A 16,629-nucleotide genomic window follows, 5' to 3' on the forward strand; every position below is an offset into this window, starting at 1 on the left:
CGCCATGAATAGCACAGCTTCTTCGCGTTGGCTGAGCGTCGTCGGCATCGGCGAGGACGGGTGGGACGGTCTGTCGCCCGCCGCCCGCGCGCTGGTCGAGGGCGCGGAGCTGCTGGTGGGCGGCGCGCGGCACCTGTCGCTGGTCCCGGACATCGCCCGGCAGGAACGTCTGGCCTGGCCCTCGCCCCTGTCGGACGCCTTCCCCGCCCTGCTGGAGCGGCGCGGGCGGCGGGTCTGCGTGTTGGCGAGCGGCGACCCGTCCTGGTACGGCGTCGGCGCAACCCTGTCGCGGATCGTCCCGACGGCCGAAACCTTGGTCGTTCCGGCCCCGTCATCCTTCAGTCTGGCCGCGGCCCGCATGGGCTGGCCTTTGCAGGAATGCACCTGCCTGACCGTGCACGGGCGTCCCCTGGAGCTGGTCATTCCGCACCTGCACCCATCCGCGCGGCTGCTGGTCCTTTCCTGGGACGGAACGACCCCGGCCAAGCTGGCGGCCCTGCTGCGCGCCCGCGGCTTCGGGCCGTCGCGCATCACGGCGCTGGAGGCGATGGGCGGCCCGCGCGAGCGCCGCGTCGAGGCCACCGCCGACGCCTGGGATACGGAGCGGGTCGCCGACCTGAACACGCTGGCGGTGGAGTGCGTCGCCGCCCCCAACGCCCGCAGCCTGCCGCGCACGCCCGGCCTGCCCGACGACTGGTTCGAGCATGACGGCCAGATCACCAAGCGCGAGGTGCGCGCCGTCACCCTGTCCTGGCTGGCCCCGCGCCGCGGCGAGCTGCTGTGGGACGTCGGCGCCGGGTCCGGCTCCATCGGCGTCGAGTGGATGCTGAGCGATCCCACCAACCGCGCCATCGCCGTGGAGCACAAGGACGATCGCGCCGCCCGCATCCCGGCCAACGCCGCCGCCTTCGGCGTGCCGGGGCTGGAGCTGGTGCGCGGCAAGGCGCCGGACGCGCTGGCCGGCCTCCCCGCGCCGGACGCCGTCTTCATCGGCGGCGGGCTGACCAACGACGGCGTGCTCGACGCCTGCTGGGGCGCGCTGAAACCCGGCGGGCGCCTCGTCGCCAACGCGGTGACGCTGGAGAGCGAAGCCATGCTGATCGCCACGCACAAGCGGCTGGGCGGCCAGCTGTCTCAGATCGCGGTCAGCCGGGCGGCCCCCATCGGCGGCTTCACGGGCTGGCGCCCGCTGATGCCGGTCACGCTTTGGATGGTGGAGAAGCCTGCATGATCGCGGCGGGAATCGGCTGCCGCTCCGGCTGTCCGGGCGCGGAGATCGCCGGGCTGGTCCGCGCCGCGCTCGACGAGGCGGGCGTGGGCGCCGATGTCCTGGCCGCACCGGTGCGCAAGCGGTTTGAGGCCGGCCTGCGGGAGGCGGCGGACCTGCTGGCGCTGCCGCTGGCCTTCGTCGAGGACGCGGAGCTGGCCGCCGTGCAGGACCGGACGCAGACCCGCTCCGCCCGGGTCGAGGCCGCGGTGGGCGTCGCCTCGGTCGCGGAGGCCGCGGCGCTGGCCGCCGCCGGCCCAGGAGCGCATCTGCTTCTGCCGCGCCGCTCCACGCCGCGCGCGACCTGCGCGCTCGCCATTTCAGAGGTGTCAGCATGACCGTCCACTTCATCGGCGCCGGACCGGGCGCGCCCGACCTTCTGACCCTGCGCGGGCGCGACCTGATCGCGTCCTGCCCGGTCTGCCTCTACGCCGGCTCGCTGGTGCCGAAGGAGATCATCGCCCACGCCCCGCCCGGCACGCGGGTGGTCGATACCGCGCCCATGACGCTCGACCAGATCGTGGCGGAGTTCCAGGCGGCGCATGACGCCGGCCAGGACGTGGCGCGGCTGCATTCCGGCGACCTGTCGGTCTTCAGCGCGCTCGGCGAGCAGACCCGGGCGCTGCGGGAATTGGGCATCCCCTACACCATCACCCCCGGCGTACCGGCCTTCGCCGCGGCGTCGGCCGCGCTGGGGCGGGAGCTGACCCTGCCGGAGGTCAGCCAGACGCTGATTTTGACACGCACGGAAGGCCGCGCCTCGGCCATGCCGGCCAACGAGACGCTGGAGGTGCTGGGCCGGTCGGGCGCGACGCTGGCCATCCACCTGTCGATCCACGTCATCGACCGGGTGGTGGAGCGCCTTACGCCGCTGTACGGCGCCGACTGCCCGGCGGCGGTCGTCTACCGCGCCACATGGCCGGAGGAGCGGGTGCTGCGCGGCACGCTGGCCGACATCGCCGCCAAGGTGGCCGAGGCGCCGATGGAGCGCACCGCCCTGATCCTGGTCGGCCCGGCGCTGGGGGTGGAGGATTTCCGGTGCAGCGCGCTTTACGACGGCTCGCACGTCCGGCGTTATCGGGGGTTGGGGGAGTGAGGACGGGGCGGGCCGCGGATGGCGGACGTTGGGTTGCGCTGCGCTTCACCCAACCTACGAGTTGCTTTGTAGGTTGGGTGGAGGCGAAGCCGCAACCCAACACCGCGCCCCTCTCACGGCCCGCGCCAGTCCGCCTTTCCCACGATGTTGCCCTGGCGGTCGGTGACCAGAACCTCGACATCCACCGGAGCGCCCTCCAGCACGCCGAGCGCGGCGTCCTGGGCCAGCGCGGCCACGCGGTCGGCGAGCGGCAGGCCGGCTTCCGCCGCGATGCCCAGGACCTGTGCGGCGGTGTTTGCGGTGCGCGCCTGTGTGGTCACCTCCGGCCCGGCGCCCAGCTCCGCCAAGCGGTCGGCCAGCCAGTCGAGATCGACGCTGTTGCGCTTGGAATGCAGGTCCATCAGGCCGCGCGCCAGCTTGCCGAACTTGGCGAAGCCGCCGCACAGGGTCAGGCGCGGCACGGGATGCGACCGCAGGTACTTCAGCGTGCCGCCGACGAAATCGCCCATGTCCAACAGCGCGTGGTCCGGCAGGCCGTAGCGCGCGACAACCGCCTTTTCCGAGGTGTCGCCGGTGCAGGCCGCGACGTGCGTCAGCCCGGCCGCCCGCGCCACGTCGACGCCGCGATGGATCGACGCGATCCAAGCCGCGCAGGAGTACGGCACGACGATCCCCGTGGTCCCCAGGATCGACAAGCCGCCGACGATGCCCAGCCGCGGGTTCATGGTGCGGCGGGCGAGCGCCTCCCCGTTCTCGACCGAGACCTCCACCACCACGTCGGCGGGCTGGCCGGCCAACGCCGCGGCCTCCGCGACCGCCTGGCGGATCATGGCGCGGGGCACGGGGTTGATCGCGGGCTCCCCGACCGGGACCGGAAGGCCGGGACGGGTCACGGTGCCGACGCCCTCCCCCGCCCGGAAGACGACGCCCTGGCCGGGCTCGGCGCGCCAGACACGGGCGCGGACCAGCGCGCCGTGGGTGACGTCCGGGTCGTCGCCCGCGTCCTTCACCACGCCGGCCGCCGCCCAGCTATCGCCCGTCTCGCTCCAGGCGAGCGCGAAGGCCGGCGTCTGGCCGCCGGGCAGGGTCACGGTCACCGGGTCGGGAAACCGGCCGGTGAACAGCGCCTCGCAAGCCGCGCGCGCGGCGGCGGTGGCGCAGGTGCCCGTCGTCCAGCCCCGGCGCAACGCCTTGCCATCGCTCTCCGATTCATCGCCGTTCGCAGCTGAGTGCTCGTCCATGACCACAGAGCCGTTGCCCGACTCCCTCCAAGTTCCGTTCGACCCCGGCAGCGTCTGGCTGGCCGGCGCCGGCCCCGGCGACCCCGGCCTGCTGACCCTGCGTGCGCTGCAAGGTCTAAGGCAAGCGGACGTGATCGTCCACGACGCGCTGGTTGGTGAACGGATCCTGGCGCTGGCCTCGCCCGCGGCAAGGCTGGAGTTCGCCGGAAAGCGCGGCGGCCGCCCGTCCGCTCACCAGGACGACATCACCAACCGCCTGATCGAGCTGGCGCGCGAGGGGCACCGCGTGCTGCGGCTGAAGGGCGGCGACCCCTTCGTCTTCGGCCGCGGCGGGGAGGAGGCGCAGGCGCTGGCCGAGCAGGGCATCCCCTTCCGCATCATCCCCGGCATCACGGCGGGGCTCGCCGGCCCGGCCTACGCCGGCATCCCGGCGACTCACCGCACGGCCAACCAGGCGGTGATCCTGGCGACCGGCCACTCTTGCGCGGGCGGCCCGGACTGGAAGGCGCTGGCCGCCACCGGCGCGCCGCTGATCCTCTACATGGCGTGGAAGGGCCTGCCGGGCATCGCGGCCGGCCTGATGGAGGGCGGCCTGCCCGCCGACACCCCCGTGGGCGTGGTCACCGACGCGACGACCGAGCGGCAGCGCGTGCTGGTCACCTCCTTGGGCACCTGCGTGGAGGATTTGGCGGCGAGCGGGCTGGAGCCCCCGGCGATCATCGTGGTCGGCGAGGTGGTGCGGCTGCGCCCGGTGCTCGACTGGCTGCCGCAACAGGCTTTCCAGCAAGGGGCTTCCCATGGCTGAGGCGCCGCGCGGGCTGATCGTCGGCGCCCCGGCGTCGGGCACCGGCAAGACCACCGTGACGCTCGGCCTGCTGGCGGCCCTGCGGGAACGGGGCTTGCGCGTGGGCGCGGTGAAGGCGGGGCCGGACTACATCGACCCGGCCTTCCACCAGGCGGCCACGGGGCGGCCCAGCTTCAACCTGGACGGCTGGACCATGGGGCCGGACCTGCTGGACAGCCTGGCCCGCCGCGCCGGGGAGGGCACCGACATCCTGGTCTGCGAGGCCCTGATGGGCCTGTTCGACGGGGTGGCAAGCGTCGGCGCGACCGGCACCGGCGCCACGTCGGAGATCGCCGCGCGCACCGGCTGGCCGGTGGTGCTGGTGGTCAACGCCAAGGGGCAGTCGCAGTCCGCCGCCGCCCTGGTGAAGGGCTTCGCCACCTACCAGGAGGGCGTGCGCATCGGCGGCGTGATCCTGAACAACATCGCCAGCCCCCGCCACCTCGCGTTGGCGGGTGGCGCCATCGAGGATCTCGGCATCCCCGTGCTGGGCGCCCTGCCCCGCACGCCCGACGTGATCCTGCCGGAACGCCACCTGGGCCTGATCCAGGCGGAGGAGACGGCCGACCTTCAGGACCGGCTGGCTGCGCTCGGCCGCTTCATCGCGCAGCATGTGGACCTGGACAAGGTGGCGGCACTCGCCTCCCCCTCCCGCGCGCCGGAGGGGGCCTTCGCCCCGGCCCTGCCGCCGCTGGGGCAGCGCATCGCCATCGCCCGCGACGCCGCCTTCACCTTTGTCTACCCGCACCTGCTGGAGGGCTGGCGCGAGGCCGGGGCGGAGGTCGTCACCTTCTCCCCCCTGGCCGACGAGGCGCCGCCCGCCGGCTCGGACGCGGTGTATCTGCCCGGCGGCTATCCGGAGCTGCACGCCGGCCGCCTCGCCGCCGCCGAAAACTTTCGGGAGGGGCTGCGCCGCGCCGCCGAAACCCGCCCGGTCTATGGCGAGTGCGGCGGCTACATGGTGCTGGGCGAAACGCTGGAGGATGCGGACGGCGTGACCCACCCCATGCTCGGGCTGCTCGGCGTGCGGACCTCCTTCGCCAAGCGGAAGCTGCATCTGGGCTACCGCCGTGCCGTGCTGCTCGCCGACACGCCGTTGGGGCGGGCCGGCACCGCGCTGCGCGGGCACGAGTTCCATTACGCCTCCATCCTCGCGCGCGGGTCAGACGATCCGCTGGTCACCGCCACGGCGGCGGACGGGTCGGACCTGGGTCCGCTCGGCGGGCGGCGCGGTCACGTCTTCGCGTCCTTCTTCCACGTCATCGCCGCGGACCGGACATGAGCGACCACGCCTTTTCCGCGGAGGAGCGCGAGGCGCTTTACAAGGCGATTTTCTCCCGCCGCGACGTGCGCGGGCAGTTCGCGCCCGCCCCGGTGCCGGAGGAGGTGCTGACCCGCGTCCTGACCGCCGCGCACCACGCGCCGTCGGTCGGCTTCATGCAGCCCTGGAACTTCATCGTCGTCCGCGACCCGGCGGTGAAGGCCCGCGTGCACGCCGACTTCGCCCAGGCCAACGAGGAAGCGAAAGCGCTGTTCGAGGGCGAGCGGCAGACGCTCTACAGCCGGCTGAAGCTGGAGGGCATCCGCGAGGCGCCGGTCAACCTGTGCATCACCTGCGACCGCGAGCGCTCCGGCCCCGTCGTGCTGGGCCGGACGCACATTCCCACCATGGACCTCTACAGCTGCGTCTGCGCCGTCCAGAACCTGTGGCTGGCCGCCAGGGCGGAGGGGCTGGGCGTCGGCTGGGTCAGCATCCTGCACGAGGACCGGCTGCGCGAGGCGCTGGGCATCCCGGAGCGGATCGTGCCCATCGCCTACCTGTGTCTGGGCTACGTCTCCTACTTTCACGAGACGCCGGAGTTGGAGCAGGCCGGCTGGCGCAACCGCCTCCCGCTGGAGGACTTGGTTTTCCGCGACCGCTGGGGCGATCGGGGATGAAAACCGTAGGTCGGGTGGAGCGAAGCGCAACCCGACATCGCCCGCGATGCGAACCTGTTGGGTTGCGTCTTCGGCTCCACCCAACCTACGAATCCAACGCATCCACGATCCCAAACGGGCAAGAAAAAAGGGCCGCGGAAAGCCGCGGCCCTGAGTCTAGGGAGGAAACGCCCCGAGAATGGGCAGGGGCAATGTATGCCGCAGCGCACACCAAGTGGTATTACCAATGCGGCATGGGTGCGGTGCAGCATGCGCATAAGCCGAAAATTTGCTGTGATTTCAGGGTGACTTTGTTCTTTGCCGCGCGCCCGACCTGTGGGCGACAACCGGGCGGCGGTTGCATGCGCATGCGTCCATGATGACGCGCCCATGACGGCAACTCTTCACCACCGGCGCACGAACGGTCATAATCCCGCAGACGCGCTGGGGACGTCGGTCGGGGGAAAGCGGCATGGGGGTTGGCGGAATCGTGGGCTGGCGCGCAATCCCCGCCACAATCCCCGCTTTGGGCCGGTCCTTGCTCCCCGTCCTGGCGCTGGCACTGGCCGGGTTGGCAACGCCGCTCGCCAGCGCCCTGGCGGAGCCGTTCCGCTTCACCCTTCTCTACGCCCACAGCACGACCGAGCTGGAGGACACGCAGGGCCGCGGCGGGATCGCCCGGCTGGCGACGGTGGTCCGGCAGGAACGGGCCGCGCACGACACGGTGCTGGTGCTGCACGGCGGGCAGTCGCTGGCGCCGTCGGTGCTGTCCTTCTACGACCAGGGCGCCCATGTCATCGATCTGCTGAACGGGTTGGGCATCGACGCCATGGCCGCGCTGAACCGGGAGTTCCATCACGGCGACGACACGCTGATGACGCGCGCCTTCGCGGCAAACTTCCCGCTGGTGACCACCAACGCGGTCGATCGCGCGACGGGCAAGCCGCTGGATGGGCTGGAAAGCGCCGTCGTGCTGGACGCCGGGCCCTACAAGGTCGGCGTGCTGGCCGCCACGCCGACGCAGACGAAGGAGACCACCCGCTCCGGCCGCACGGAATTCCGCGACCCGGCCGGGGCTGTCGCCGACAAGGCGCGGGAGCTGCGCGCGCAGGGCGTGGACCTGGTGGTCGCGATGACCGCCAATTCCGGCAACACCCACCGCGACGTCATCGCCGCCCGCGCCGCCAACATCGTGCTGTACCAGGACCGCGGACGCGCCGTCGGCGTGGAGTATGACGGGAAGTCGCTGGCCGCGACGGTGGACGCGCAGGCCGCCTGGGTGCTCGCGCTGGACATCACAATCGAGCGCGGCGCGATCGACCGCAACGCCAAGACCGGCCCGTCCGGCGTTGCGTGGAGCGCCGGGGTGCGCGCCATCGACACGGCGCCGATCCCGCCGGACAGCGCGGTGGACAGCCGCGCCAAGGCCTATCTGGCGCGGCTCGACGGCATGCTCGGCATGCAGGTCGGGCGGCTGGAATCCCCCGTGGACACGCGGAGGGAGGCCGTGCGCGGCGGGGAGAACGCCTTCGCCAACGCGCTGGCCGACGCGCTGCGCGCCGCCATGGAGGCCGACGTGGCGCTGGTCAACGGCGGCACCATCCGCGGCGACCGTCAGTACGCGGCCGGCACGCTGTGGACCCGCCGCGACATCCAGACCGAAATTCCCTACCACGACACCGCCGTCCTTCTGGAGGTCACCGGCCAGCAGCTGCGCGACGCGCTGGAGTCCGGATATTCGGGGATCGAGCAGGCGCAGGGGCGCTTCCCGCACCTGTCCAACGCCCGCGTCCTGGTCGACGCGTCGCGGCCCGCCGGCCGGCGGATCGTGGAGCTGACCGTCGGCGGAAAGCCGGTGGAGCCCGCGGCGCGCTACCGTCTGGCGACCGGCAGCTACATCGCGCAGGGCAGCGACGGCTACACCGCGCTCGCCGCCGCGCCGCGCCTCGTGGACGACCGCGACGCGGACTTCCTCTCCACCATCCTGGCGGACCAGATCGCGCGGACGGGCAGCTTCGCGCCGCGCCTGGACGGGCGCCTCACGGTGACGCGGTAAGCGGCCGGGATGGATACGCTGTCCCCTCATCAGGCCAGCCCGGCCCACCGCGACGGCCCGGCGGCCGCGGCGGTCCCGCCCCGCCCGCCGGAGCGTCGGGCCGGCATCGTGCTGCGCATCACCATCGGCCTGGCGATCATGGCGATGCTGGTCCTGCTGATCGGCGGCGTCTCCATCTCCTCCTTCCGGCTGCTGCGCGCGGAGGTGTCGTCGCTGTCGTCGACGACCCTGCCGGAGGTCGTCGCCGCGGCGGAGCTGCGCGGGTCGCTGCAGCAGCTGGTCGCGCGGCTTCCCGGGCTGGCCGGGGCCGCGACCATGCCGCAGCGCCGGGGCATCCACGACGAGCTGGTGCGCGAGCTGGAGTTCCTGCACAGGCTGGTGGACCGCGTCGCCGCGCTGCAAAGGGCCGGCGCCGAACAAAAATCCGGGGCGCGGGAGGACACCGACGTCGCGGACGCCCGCCTTCTCGACCAGGTGCGCTCCACGCTGGTGATCCTGGCGGCCACCGTGGCCGACCTGAACGGCGAGGTCGGCCGCCAGATCGAGGCCGGCGACCGGCAGGCCGAAGCCATCCGCGCGCTCGCCCGCATGGCCGAGGATCTGGAGCGGCTGTCCGGCCCGGACGGGCCGAACACCCCCGCCCCCGGTCCCACCCCTGCCCCCACCCCCGGCCCCACCCCTGCCCCCGCCGCCGGCGCCTGGGCGGTGCGGACCGGCGCGCTGATGGCGCGGGCGGCGGGGGCCGTCCAGCTCGACCACCTGAACCGCCTGCGGACGGAGCGCGTCGCGGCCGAACGCACGCTGGCCGACCTCGGCCGCATCGCCGCGAGCACGCCCGGTCCGGACGGCGCCGCCATGGACCGGATCCGCGCCACGCTGGACGTCATCCTGGTCGCCCCCGGCGGCCTGTTCGACAGCTCCGCTGAACGGCTCCAGGCGCGCAACCGGGCCCAGGCCCTGTTCGGCCAGTCCCGCGTGCTGGTGGAAACAGTGGACCGGTCCACCCGCGCGCTGTTCGACGCGCTGAACGACCGCTCCACGCAGCGCACCGACGCGCTGACCACCCTGATCACCGACCGCACGCGCGCGGTGATGGCGCTGGGCGGCGCCTCCGTCCTGCTGGCGATCGGCGTCTACCTGTTCTTCCGGCGCTTCCTGACCTCGCGGCTGGTCGCGCTGAACGGCGCAGTCTTGGCGCGTCTGTCCGGCAGCGCCGCCGCCGTCCCGGCGGAGGGCGACGACGAGATCACCGACATCGGCGCCTCCATCCGCTATTTCATCGAGGAGATCGACCGCCGCCAGCGCGACCTCGCCGACAAGGAACGGCGCTTCCGCGACCTGGTGGAGGGCTCCATCCAGGGCATCGTCATCCACCGCGACTTCCGCCCGCTCTACGCCAACGACGCCTTCGCCCAGATGCTGGGGACCAGCCCCGGCCGGGCGCTGTCTGTGCCCTCGGTGCTCGACCTCATCCCCACGGCGGAACGCCCGCTGGTCGAGACGAACTACTACCACATCCTGGAAACCGGGCAGCCCAGCGAGCGGCGGCGGCTGCGCGCCTTCCGCTTCGACGGGACGGAGCTGTGGATCGAGCTGACCAGCCGCCGCGTCGACTGGATGGGCGAGCCCGCCGTGCAGTCCGTCGTCGTCGACGTGACCCGCGAGGTGGAGGCGGAGGCCGCGCTGCGCCGGTCGCGCGACGCGGCGGAGCAGGCCCTGCGCGAGCTGAAGGAGACGCAGGCGAGCCTGATCCAGGCGGAGAAGATGGCCTCGCTCGGCCAGCTCGTCGCCGGCGTCGCGCACGAGGTCAACACGCCCATCGGGATCACCATCACCGGCGCCTCGCAGCTGGTCGTCCTGATCGACGAGCTGGCCCAGAAGCACGCGGACGGCACGATCAAGCGCTCCGATTTCCAGCGCTTCCTGGCCGACGGGCGGGAGATGGCGCGGCTGATCCTCGCCAACGGCACCCGCGCCGCCGACCTGGTGCAGAGCTTCAAGATGGTCGCCGTCGACCAGTCGAGCGACGAGCGCCGCCGCTTCGAGCTGAAGAGCTACGTCGACGAGCTGCTGCGCAGCCTGCGGCCGACTTACAAGGACCTGAAGGGGCTGGACATCGCCGTGGACAGCCCGGAAGGGCTGGAGTTCGACAGCTACCCGGGCGCCCTGTCGCAGGTCTTGACCAATCTGATCATCAACGCGCTGACCCACGCCTTCACCCCGGACCGGCCGGGGCGCATCGCCATCACCGCGCGCGCCCTGACGCCCGACATCGTGGAGCTGGAGGTCGCCGACGACGGCATCGGCATCCCCACCGCCATCCAGCCGAAGATCTTCGACCCCTTCTTCACCACCCGCCGCGGCCGCGGCGGCAGCGGGCTGGGGCTGCACATCGTCTACAACCTCGTGACCGGCACGCTGCGTGGGACCATCGCGGTGACCAGCATCCCCGGCGAAGGCACCCGCTTCACCCTGCGCCTCCCCCGCGTCGCCCCGGCAGCACCCGGCCCAGCTGAATCGGGCGGGGTGGAGACGGTCGCGGTGTGAATCAGACCACCTCGCCCTCGAACCAATGACGGCCGTGGCGGTCCTCGACCTCGATGACCCAGACGTCGGGGTCGTAGCGGGTCTGGCGCGCGATGTAGGCGTCGGCCGTCGCCTCGTCCACCGGATCGGCGCCGGTGCCGCGCGACCAGCGCAGCCGCGACTCCTCGCGCACCTGGACCAGCACCTGGAAGGTCCGGTCGAGGCGGTTCAGCTTCAGGATGACGGTGCCGCGGCTGGGATCGCCCTTGCGCAGCACCATCATCGAGACGCCCTGCGAGTCGGCGGCGCGGATGTGCGCCATCACCCAGAGATGCGTCGGCAGGCGGTCGTCCATCATGGTTCCCGGTGGTTTCGGATGGCGGGGCTCGCCTTCGGCCGGGCCCCGGTGTAGACAACGGTCATGGCGACTCTCCTGGACGCTCTCGACGCCGCCGTCAACCACCACATGTCCGGCCGCCTCATTGAGGCGGCGGCGCTCTACCGGCTCGTGCTGTCGGTGGAGCCTGCCCAGCCCGACGCCCTGCACCTGCTGGGCGTGCTGGAGGCGCAGCGCGGCGCCTTCGAGGCCGCCGCCCCGCCGCTCCGCCGCTCGCTCCGCCTGCGGCCCGACGCGGCCCAGCCCTGGGCGCACCAGGCCGGCGTGCTGCGGGCGCTTGCCCGTCCGGAGGAAGCGGTCGCCGCGGCCATGCTGTCGCTGGCGCTCGACCCGGCGCTGGGCGACGCGCTCGACCATCTCGGCGCCGCACGGCACGCGCTGGCGGCCTACGATCCGGCGCGGGCGTGGCTGGCCCGCGCGGCGCGGCTGCGGCCCGGCCATCCCGACACGCTGCTGAACCTGGGCACGGTGCTGCGCGACCAGCGCCGCTTCGCCGAGGCGGAGGACTGTTTCGACGCGGCGCTTGCGCTGCGGCCGAACCACGCCGAAACGCATCTGGCCCGCGCCGTCGGGCGCCTCGTCCAGGGCGACCTGCGGGCCGGCTGGGAGGGGTTCGAATGGCGCTGGCGCCGTTTCCCCACGCCGCCCTGGGCCGGGGAGCCGCTGGAAGGGCGGACCATCCTGCTGCACGCGGAGCAGGGCTTCGGCGACACCATCCAGTTCGCCCGCTACGCGCCGCTGGTGGCCCGAGCCGGCGGGCGCGTGGTGCTGGAGGTCCACCCCCTGCTGGTCCGCCTGCTGAAGCCGCTGGAGGCGGCGGCGCCCGGCCTCCGGGTCGTGGAACAGGGCCCGACGCCGACGCCCCACGACCTGCACTGCCCGCTGATGAGCCTGCCGCGCGCCTTCGGCACCGACCTGGCGAGCGTTCCCGCCGCACGCGCCTACCTGTCCGCCGATCCGGAGGAGGCCGCGCGCCAGGGCCGGCACCTTCCCGCGGACGGAGCCTTCCGCGTCGGACTCGTCTGGGCGGGCAACCCGAAGCACCGCAACGACCGCAACCGTTCCATCGCCGTGGAGCGGCTGGGGCCGCTGCTGTCGATCCCCGGGGTTCGCCTGTTCAGCCTGCAGACCGGCGACGCGCGCGACCGGCTGCCCCCGGGCGTGCCGGACCTGATCGAGGGCGTGCGCGACTTCGCCGACACGGCGGCGATCCTGACCCACCTCCACCTCGTCATCGCGGTGGACACGGCGATCGTCCATCTGGCCGGCGCGCTCGGCGTGCCGACCTGGCTTCTGCTGCCCTACGCGCCGGACTGGCGCTGGCTGCTCGACCGCGTGGACAGCCCGTGGTACCCGTCCCTGCGCCTGTTCCGGCAGGCCAATCCCGGCGACTGGGACACGGTTGTGGCGACCGTCGCCGACGGGCTTCGTAATCTTTCGTAGGTCGGGTGAAGCGCAAGCGCAACCCGACACACCCCGCATGGCGAAGGCTGTTGGGTTGCGCTGCGCTCCACCCAACCTACGGGCCGATCCACGGCCCCGGACACGCGGGACGTGCGGGAGCTTTCTTCCCCCTCCCCTGCCGGGGGCGCTAGGCGAAAAATTCCCAGCGCCCGGCAAAATCGGTCTCCGCGCTTGGAAATCAACGGGTTGCCGCGCTCCCCAGGGTTGGCATCCGGCTTGCTTGGGAGGGTGCCAAGACACATGCACCTTCTTCGTGGAGATCCCTGGCCATGAGCATCTTCGGTTCGATGACCACCGCCGTCCTCGGCCTGAGCGCGCAGTCGAAGGCCCTCGGTCACATCTCTGACAACATCGCCAACGCGTCCACCAACGGCTACAAGCGGGTGAACACGGCGTTCGAGACGCTGGTGCTGCAATCCAACCAGCGCCTGCACGAGCCGGGCGGCGTCACCGCCGCTCCCGTCTTCATGAACAACATCCAGGGCAACCTGACCCAGGTGCAGAGCGCGACCAACGCCGCCATCCAGGGCCAGGGCTTCTTCAGCGTGTCGAAGCTGAGCCGCGGCCTGACCGGCCCCGGCCAGCAGGGCGAGACGGTGCAGACCCAGACCGGCACGCTGAACGCCGACAACGTCTACTACACCCGCGTCGGCGACTTCGAGCTGGACAAGAACCGCTATCTGGTGAACAGCGCGGGCTTCGCGCTGAACGGCTGGGGCGTGGACGACACCACCGGCCAGTTGAAGAAGGACGTGGTGCAGCCGCTCCAGGTCAACACCCTGACCGACAAGCCGCAGGCGACGCAGAACATCACGCTCGGCGCTAACCTGCCGGCCACGCCGACCCCGGGCGTCCCGATCCCGTCCTCCAGCATCCAGGTCTACGACACGCAGGGCAACGCGCGGACCATCCAGTTCAACTGGCGCCAGGACGGCGCCAACAACTGGCGCCTGGGCATCGACGCGCCGGGCAGCGCCAGCCAGCCCGTCGCCGGGTCCTTCCCCGGCGGCGACACCGGGATGACCACCGGCGGCGCGGTCGCCGGCGTCACGCCGGTGGCGCAGATCAACACCGTGCGCGTCGACGGCACAACCGCCGTTCCGAAGTCGTCCTTCACCATCAGCGGCCGCACCAACTACTACCCGGACGACACCTCGCAGGACAACCTGCGCGTCGGCGACACCTACAGCGTGACGATCAACGGCGCGACGGTGGCGACGCTGACGCTGGGCGTCCCGGTCGGCGCCCCGCCAACGATGCCCGCCGGCCAGACCAACATCAACACCTTCGCCACCTTCGGCGACGTGGCGGCCAACCTGGCCGCGCAGATCAACGGCATGTCGCCGGCGCCCTATGTCGCCAAGGTCGACCCCACGGACTCCCGCCGCATCCTGGTCGAGACGCTCGACGGCACGCCGGTGGAGGTCACCGGCACCTTCTCCAACGCCACGCCGCAGCTCAGCACGGTGAGCGGGCCGTCCACCAACCTGACCGGCACGACGGCCGGCCGCCAGCAGAGCACCTTCACCTTCTCCACGTCCGCCATCGACGTCGGCGACGAATTCCGCATCACCGTGGCCGGCAAGGAGTTCAAGACCCGCGTCACCACGGCCAACATCGCCTCGTTGGCGAACATCAACGGCGTGGTCGCCAACCTGGCGGCGCAGATCAACGCCTCGCCCGGCCTCAACGTCACGGCGGCGATCGGCACCGCGGCGACCGGCGCTGCCGCCGGCGGCACGGCGAACCAGCTGGTGCTGGACGGAACGGCGGGCGCGGCCACCTTCACCACGTCCTACGCCCTGACGCACGCGGACAGCCGCAAGAACGACATCTCCGAATACACGCCGACCGACTACACGGCGGCGACGAAGGTCACGACGCAGGCCCCCATCGCCCCGGCGGTCGGTCCGCCGGTCGTGGTGGGCCAGCCGGAAATCTCCCAGCTGACCTTCCCGACGGCGGCGACCCTGAAGGTTCCGGACCAGTATGTGGTCAACGTCCTGGGCACGGAGTTCAAGACGAAGGTCGCCTACAACAACATCAACACCCTTCAGGACATGAAGGGCGTGGTGAACGACCTGGCCAAGCAGATCAACAACGCCGGCCTGGCAGTGACGGCGTCGGTCAACACGGCCGGCGACCTGGTGCTGACCGGAACGACCAACGGCACCGCGCTTGCCGCGTCCGGCAGCAAGCTGGACATCACGGGCACGGACAACGTCCGCGTGGGCGACACCTACACCGTCCGGGTGGACAGCGTCGCCTACACGGTCTCCGTGACCGCGGACAACCTGCTGACGCTCGGCAACTACGCCGGTGTCGCCAACGCGCTCGCCACGCAGATCAACTCCGCCCGGCCGCAGGCGCCGGTCATCGCGTCGGTCATCAACTCCGAGTTGAAGCTGACCGCGCGCAACCCCGGCACACCCTTCAAGGCGGAGCAGGAATACACCTCCGGGTCCGCCTCCAACAACCAGGTGACCGGCCCGACGCGCAGCGATCCCAACGACACGCGCGGCCAGCGCCAGGAATTCTCCTTCCCGCAGACGCAGATCGACATCGGCGACCGCTTCACGGTGTCGATCGACGGCACGCCGATCACGGTCAGCGTCGACAAGTCCAACTACGGCAACATGCAGGACATCTCCGGCGTGTTGCAGATGATGGCCAACCAGATCAACTCGGCCAACCTGAACGTCGTCGCGACCGCGACCGGCGGGCGGTTGTCGATCGTCCACAACACCCCGAACACCGGCAAGTTCGCCGCGTCCGCCTATGTGGAGAACGCGATCGGCAACTCCGGCACGCTGACCGCCGGCTCCGGCACGCCCAACACCGCGGGCGTGCGCCAGAAGCAGTCGATCACGCTGACCGGCACGCCCGGCGACAAGGACGCCGAATACACGGTCATCGTCAACGGCTCGCCCATCACCTACCGGACGACCGGGGACGAGGCGTCGATGGAAACCATCGCGGCGAGCCTCGCGAACCTGATCAACAAGAACACCTCCCTGCCGGTGACGGCCAGCGCCGAAGGTGCGGTGCTGAACGTCGTCGCCAAGACCGAGACCGGCACGGCTGCCGACCAGTTCAAGCTGGACACCTATTCGCAGAAGGGCACCACCCCGGCCCACGTCCAGCTGAGCTTCGGCACGGACCCCAGCAACGTCGGCACCATCGCCAGCGTCAGCACGGCCAAGGTGGGCACGGGCACCGCGGTCACCTCGGCGAACCAGTCGAACGGGGCGGACGCCAACATCACCTTCACGGTGGACTACGGCTTCGGCCCGCAGCAGATCACGCTGAACGTCGGCAAGATCGGCAAGTCCGGCGGCGTCACCCAGTATGCCGGCAGCGAGATCAACGTCCGCGAGCTGGTCCAGGACGGCGCGTCCCGCGGCCAGTACAAGGAAGTGGTCTACGGCGACAACGGCGACGTGATCGTGAACTACGACAACGGCCGCAGCCGCGTCATCGGCCGCATCCCGGTGGTCACCTTCAACAACCCGAACGCGCTGCAGCGCGAGGCCGGCGGCGTCTACATCGAAACGGACGAGGGCGGCCGCCCGAACTTCAACGATCCGGACACCAACGGCGCCGGCGCGGTGGTCGCGAACAGCGTGGAAGCGTCCAACGTCGACATCGCGGACGAGTTCACCAAGCTGATCGTGACCCAGCGGACCTACTCCGCCAACACCAAGATCGTCACGACGTCCGACGAGATGCTCCAGGAAGTCCTCGGCCTGAAGCGTTAAGCGGCCTGGTTCCAGCGAGCCCGGCGGGCGGCTAAAGAGCCGCCCGCATTTCCCAGACGAAAG

At 71.8% G+C, this 16,629-nt stretch carries 12 protein-coding genes; 10 read left to right on the forward strand and 2 right to left on the reverse strand.

Annotated features, from left to right (window positions below; translation table 11 throughout):
• The first annotated feature begins 4 nt into the window (after positions 1-4).
• From cbiE to cobM, 3 genes are read left to right on the forward strand one after another with little or no spacing between them, the layout of a single operon-like run.
• On the forward strand, positions 5-1,231 hold the full coding sequence (cbiE, locus tag J2851_RS06830) for a precorrin-6y C5,15-methyltransferase (decarboxylating) subunit CbiE (RefSeq protein WP_209765172.1): 1,227 nt from the start codon (positions 5-7) through the stop codon (positions 1,229-1,231).
• Positions 1,228-1,605 carry a cobalamin biosynthesis protein gene (locus J2851_RS06835; protein ID WP_209765174.1) on the forward strand — a complete coding sequence of 126 codons (378 nt, stop codon included), beginning with the start codon at positions 1,228-1,230 and terminating at the stop codon, positions 1,603-1,605. Before cbiE ends, J2851_RS06835 begins: the two co-directional genes overlap by 4 nt.
• Positions 1,602-2,363, forward strand: coding sequence for a precorrin-4 C(11)-methyltransferase (cobM, locus tag J2851_RS06840; protein WP_209765176.1), 762 nt, complete (start codon positions 1,602-1,604; stop codon positions 2,361-2,363). Before J2851_RS06835 ends, cobM begins: the two co-directional genes overlap by 4 nt.
• A gap of 113 nt (positions 2,364-2,476) precedes the next feature.
• Here cobM and J2851_RS06845 read toward each other — a convergent pair whose 3' ends face one another.
• The gene (locus J2851_RS06845; protein WP_209765178.1) at positions 2,477-3,604 is read right to left on the reverse strand and encodes a cobalt-precorrin-5B (C(1))-methyltransferase; all 1,128 of its coding nucleotides are present in this window, start codon (positions 3,602-3,604) and stop codon (positions 2,477-2,479) included.
• On the opposite strand from J2851_RS06845, the gene cobA reads away from it, so the two are divergent.
• From cobA to J2851_RS06870, 5 genes are all read left to right on the forward strand, one after another.
• A complete protein-coding gene (gene cobA / locus J2851_RS06850; protein WP_209765180.1) occupies positions 3,603-4,409 on the forward strand; it encodes a uroporphyrinogen-III C-methyltransferase in 807 nt (268 codons plus the stop codon). The two genes, J2851_RS06845 and cobA, sit on opposite strands and share 2 nt — an antisense overlap.
• Positions 4,402-5,730: a cobyrinic acid a,c-diamide synthase CobB gene (locus tag J2851_RS06855; RefSeq protein ID WP_209765182.1), complete on the forward strand. Its 1,329-nt coding sequence runs from the start codon at positions 4,402-4,404 to the stop codon at positions 5,728-5,730. The genes cobA and J2851_RS06855 overlap by 8 nt, the downstream gene beginning before the upstream one ends.
• On the forward strand, positions 5,727-6,386 hold the full coding sequence (gene bluB, locus J2851_RS06860; RefSeq protein WP_209765184.1) for a 5,6-dimethylbenzimidazole synthase: 660 nt from the start codon (positions 5,727-5,729) through the stop codon (positions 6,384-6,386). Before J2851_RS06855 ends, bluB begins: the two co-directional genes overlap by 4 nt.
• 517 nt (positions 6,387-6,903) lie before the next feature.
• Positions 6,904-8,421 carry a bifunctional metallophosphatase/5'-nucleotidase gene (locus tag J2851_RS06865; protein ID WP_246500478.1) on the forward strand — a complete coding sequence of 506 codons (1,518 nt, stop codon included), beginning with the start codon at positions 6,904-6,906 and terminating at the stop codon, positions 8,419-8,421.
• Between the two features lie 9 nt (positions 8,422-8,430).
• Positions 8,431-10,968, forward strand: a complete 2,538-nt coding sequence (locus tag J2851_RS06870) for a PAS domain-containing sensor histidine kinase (protein WP_209765188.1) — start codon at positions 8,431-8,433, stop codon at positions 10,966-10,968.
• A 1-nt stretch (position 10,969) separates the two neighbouring features.
• On the opposite strand, the gene J2851_RS06875 is transcribed toward J2851_RS06870, so the two are convergent.
• A complete protein-coding gene (locus J2851_RS06875; RefSeq protein WP_246500479.1) occupies positions 10,970-11,305 on the reverse strand; it encodes a DUF1491 family protein in 336 nt (111 codons plus the stop codon).
• A gap of 63 nt (positions 11,306-11,368) precedes the next feature.
• Between J2851_RS06875 and J2851_RS06880 the strand changes: the two genes are divergently transcribed.
• Positions 11,369-12,787 carry a tetratricopeptide repeat protein gene (locus J2851_RS06880; RefSeq protein ID WP_209765190.1) on the forward strand — a complete coding sequence of 473 codons (1,419 nt, stop codon included), beginning with the start codon at positions 11,369-11,371 and terminating at the stop codon, positions 12,785-12,787.
• 290 nt (positions 12,788-13,077) lie between these two features.
• Positions 13,078-16,566 (forward strand): flagellar hook-basal body complex protein, encoded by a 3,489-nt coding sequence (locus tag J2851_RS06885; protein WP_209765192.1) that lies wholly within the window; start codon positions 13,078-13,080, stop codon positions 16,564-16,566.
• Positions 16,567-16,629 lie beyond the last annotated feature (63 nt).

Source organism: Azospirillum rugosum (genome assembly GCF_017876155.1).
GTDB lineage: Bacteria > Pseudomonadota > Alphaproteobacteria > Azospirillales > Azospirillaceae > Azospirillum > Azospirillum rugosum.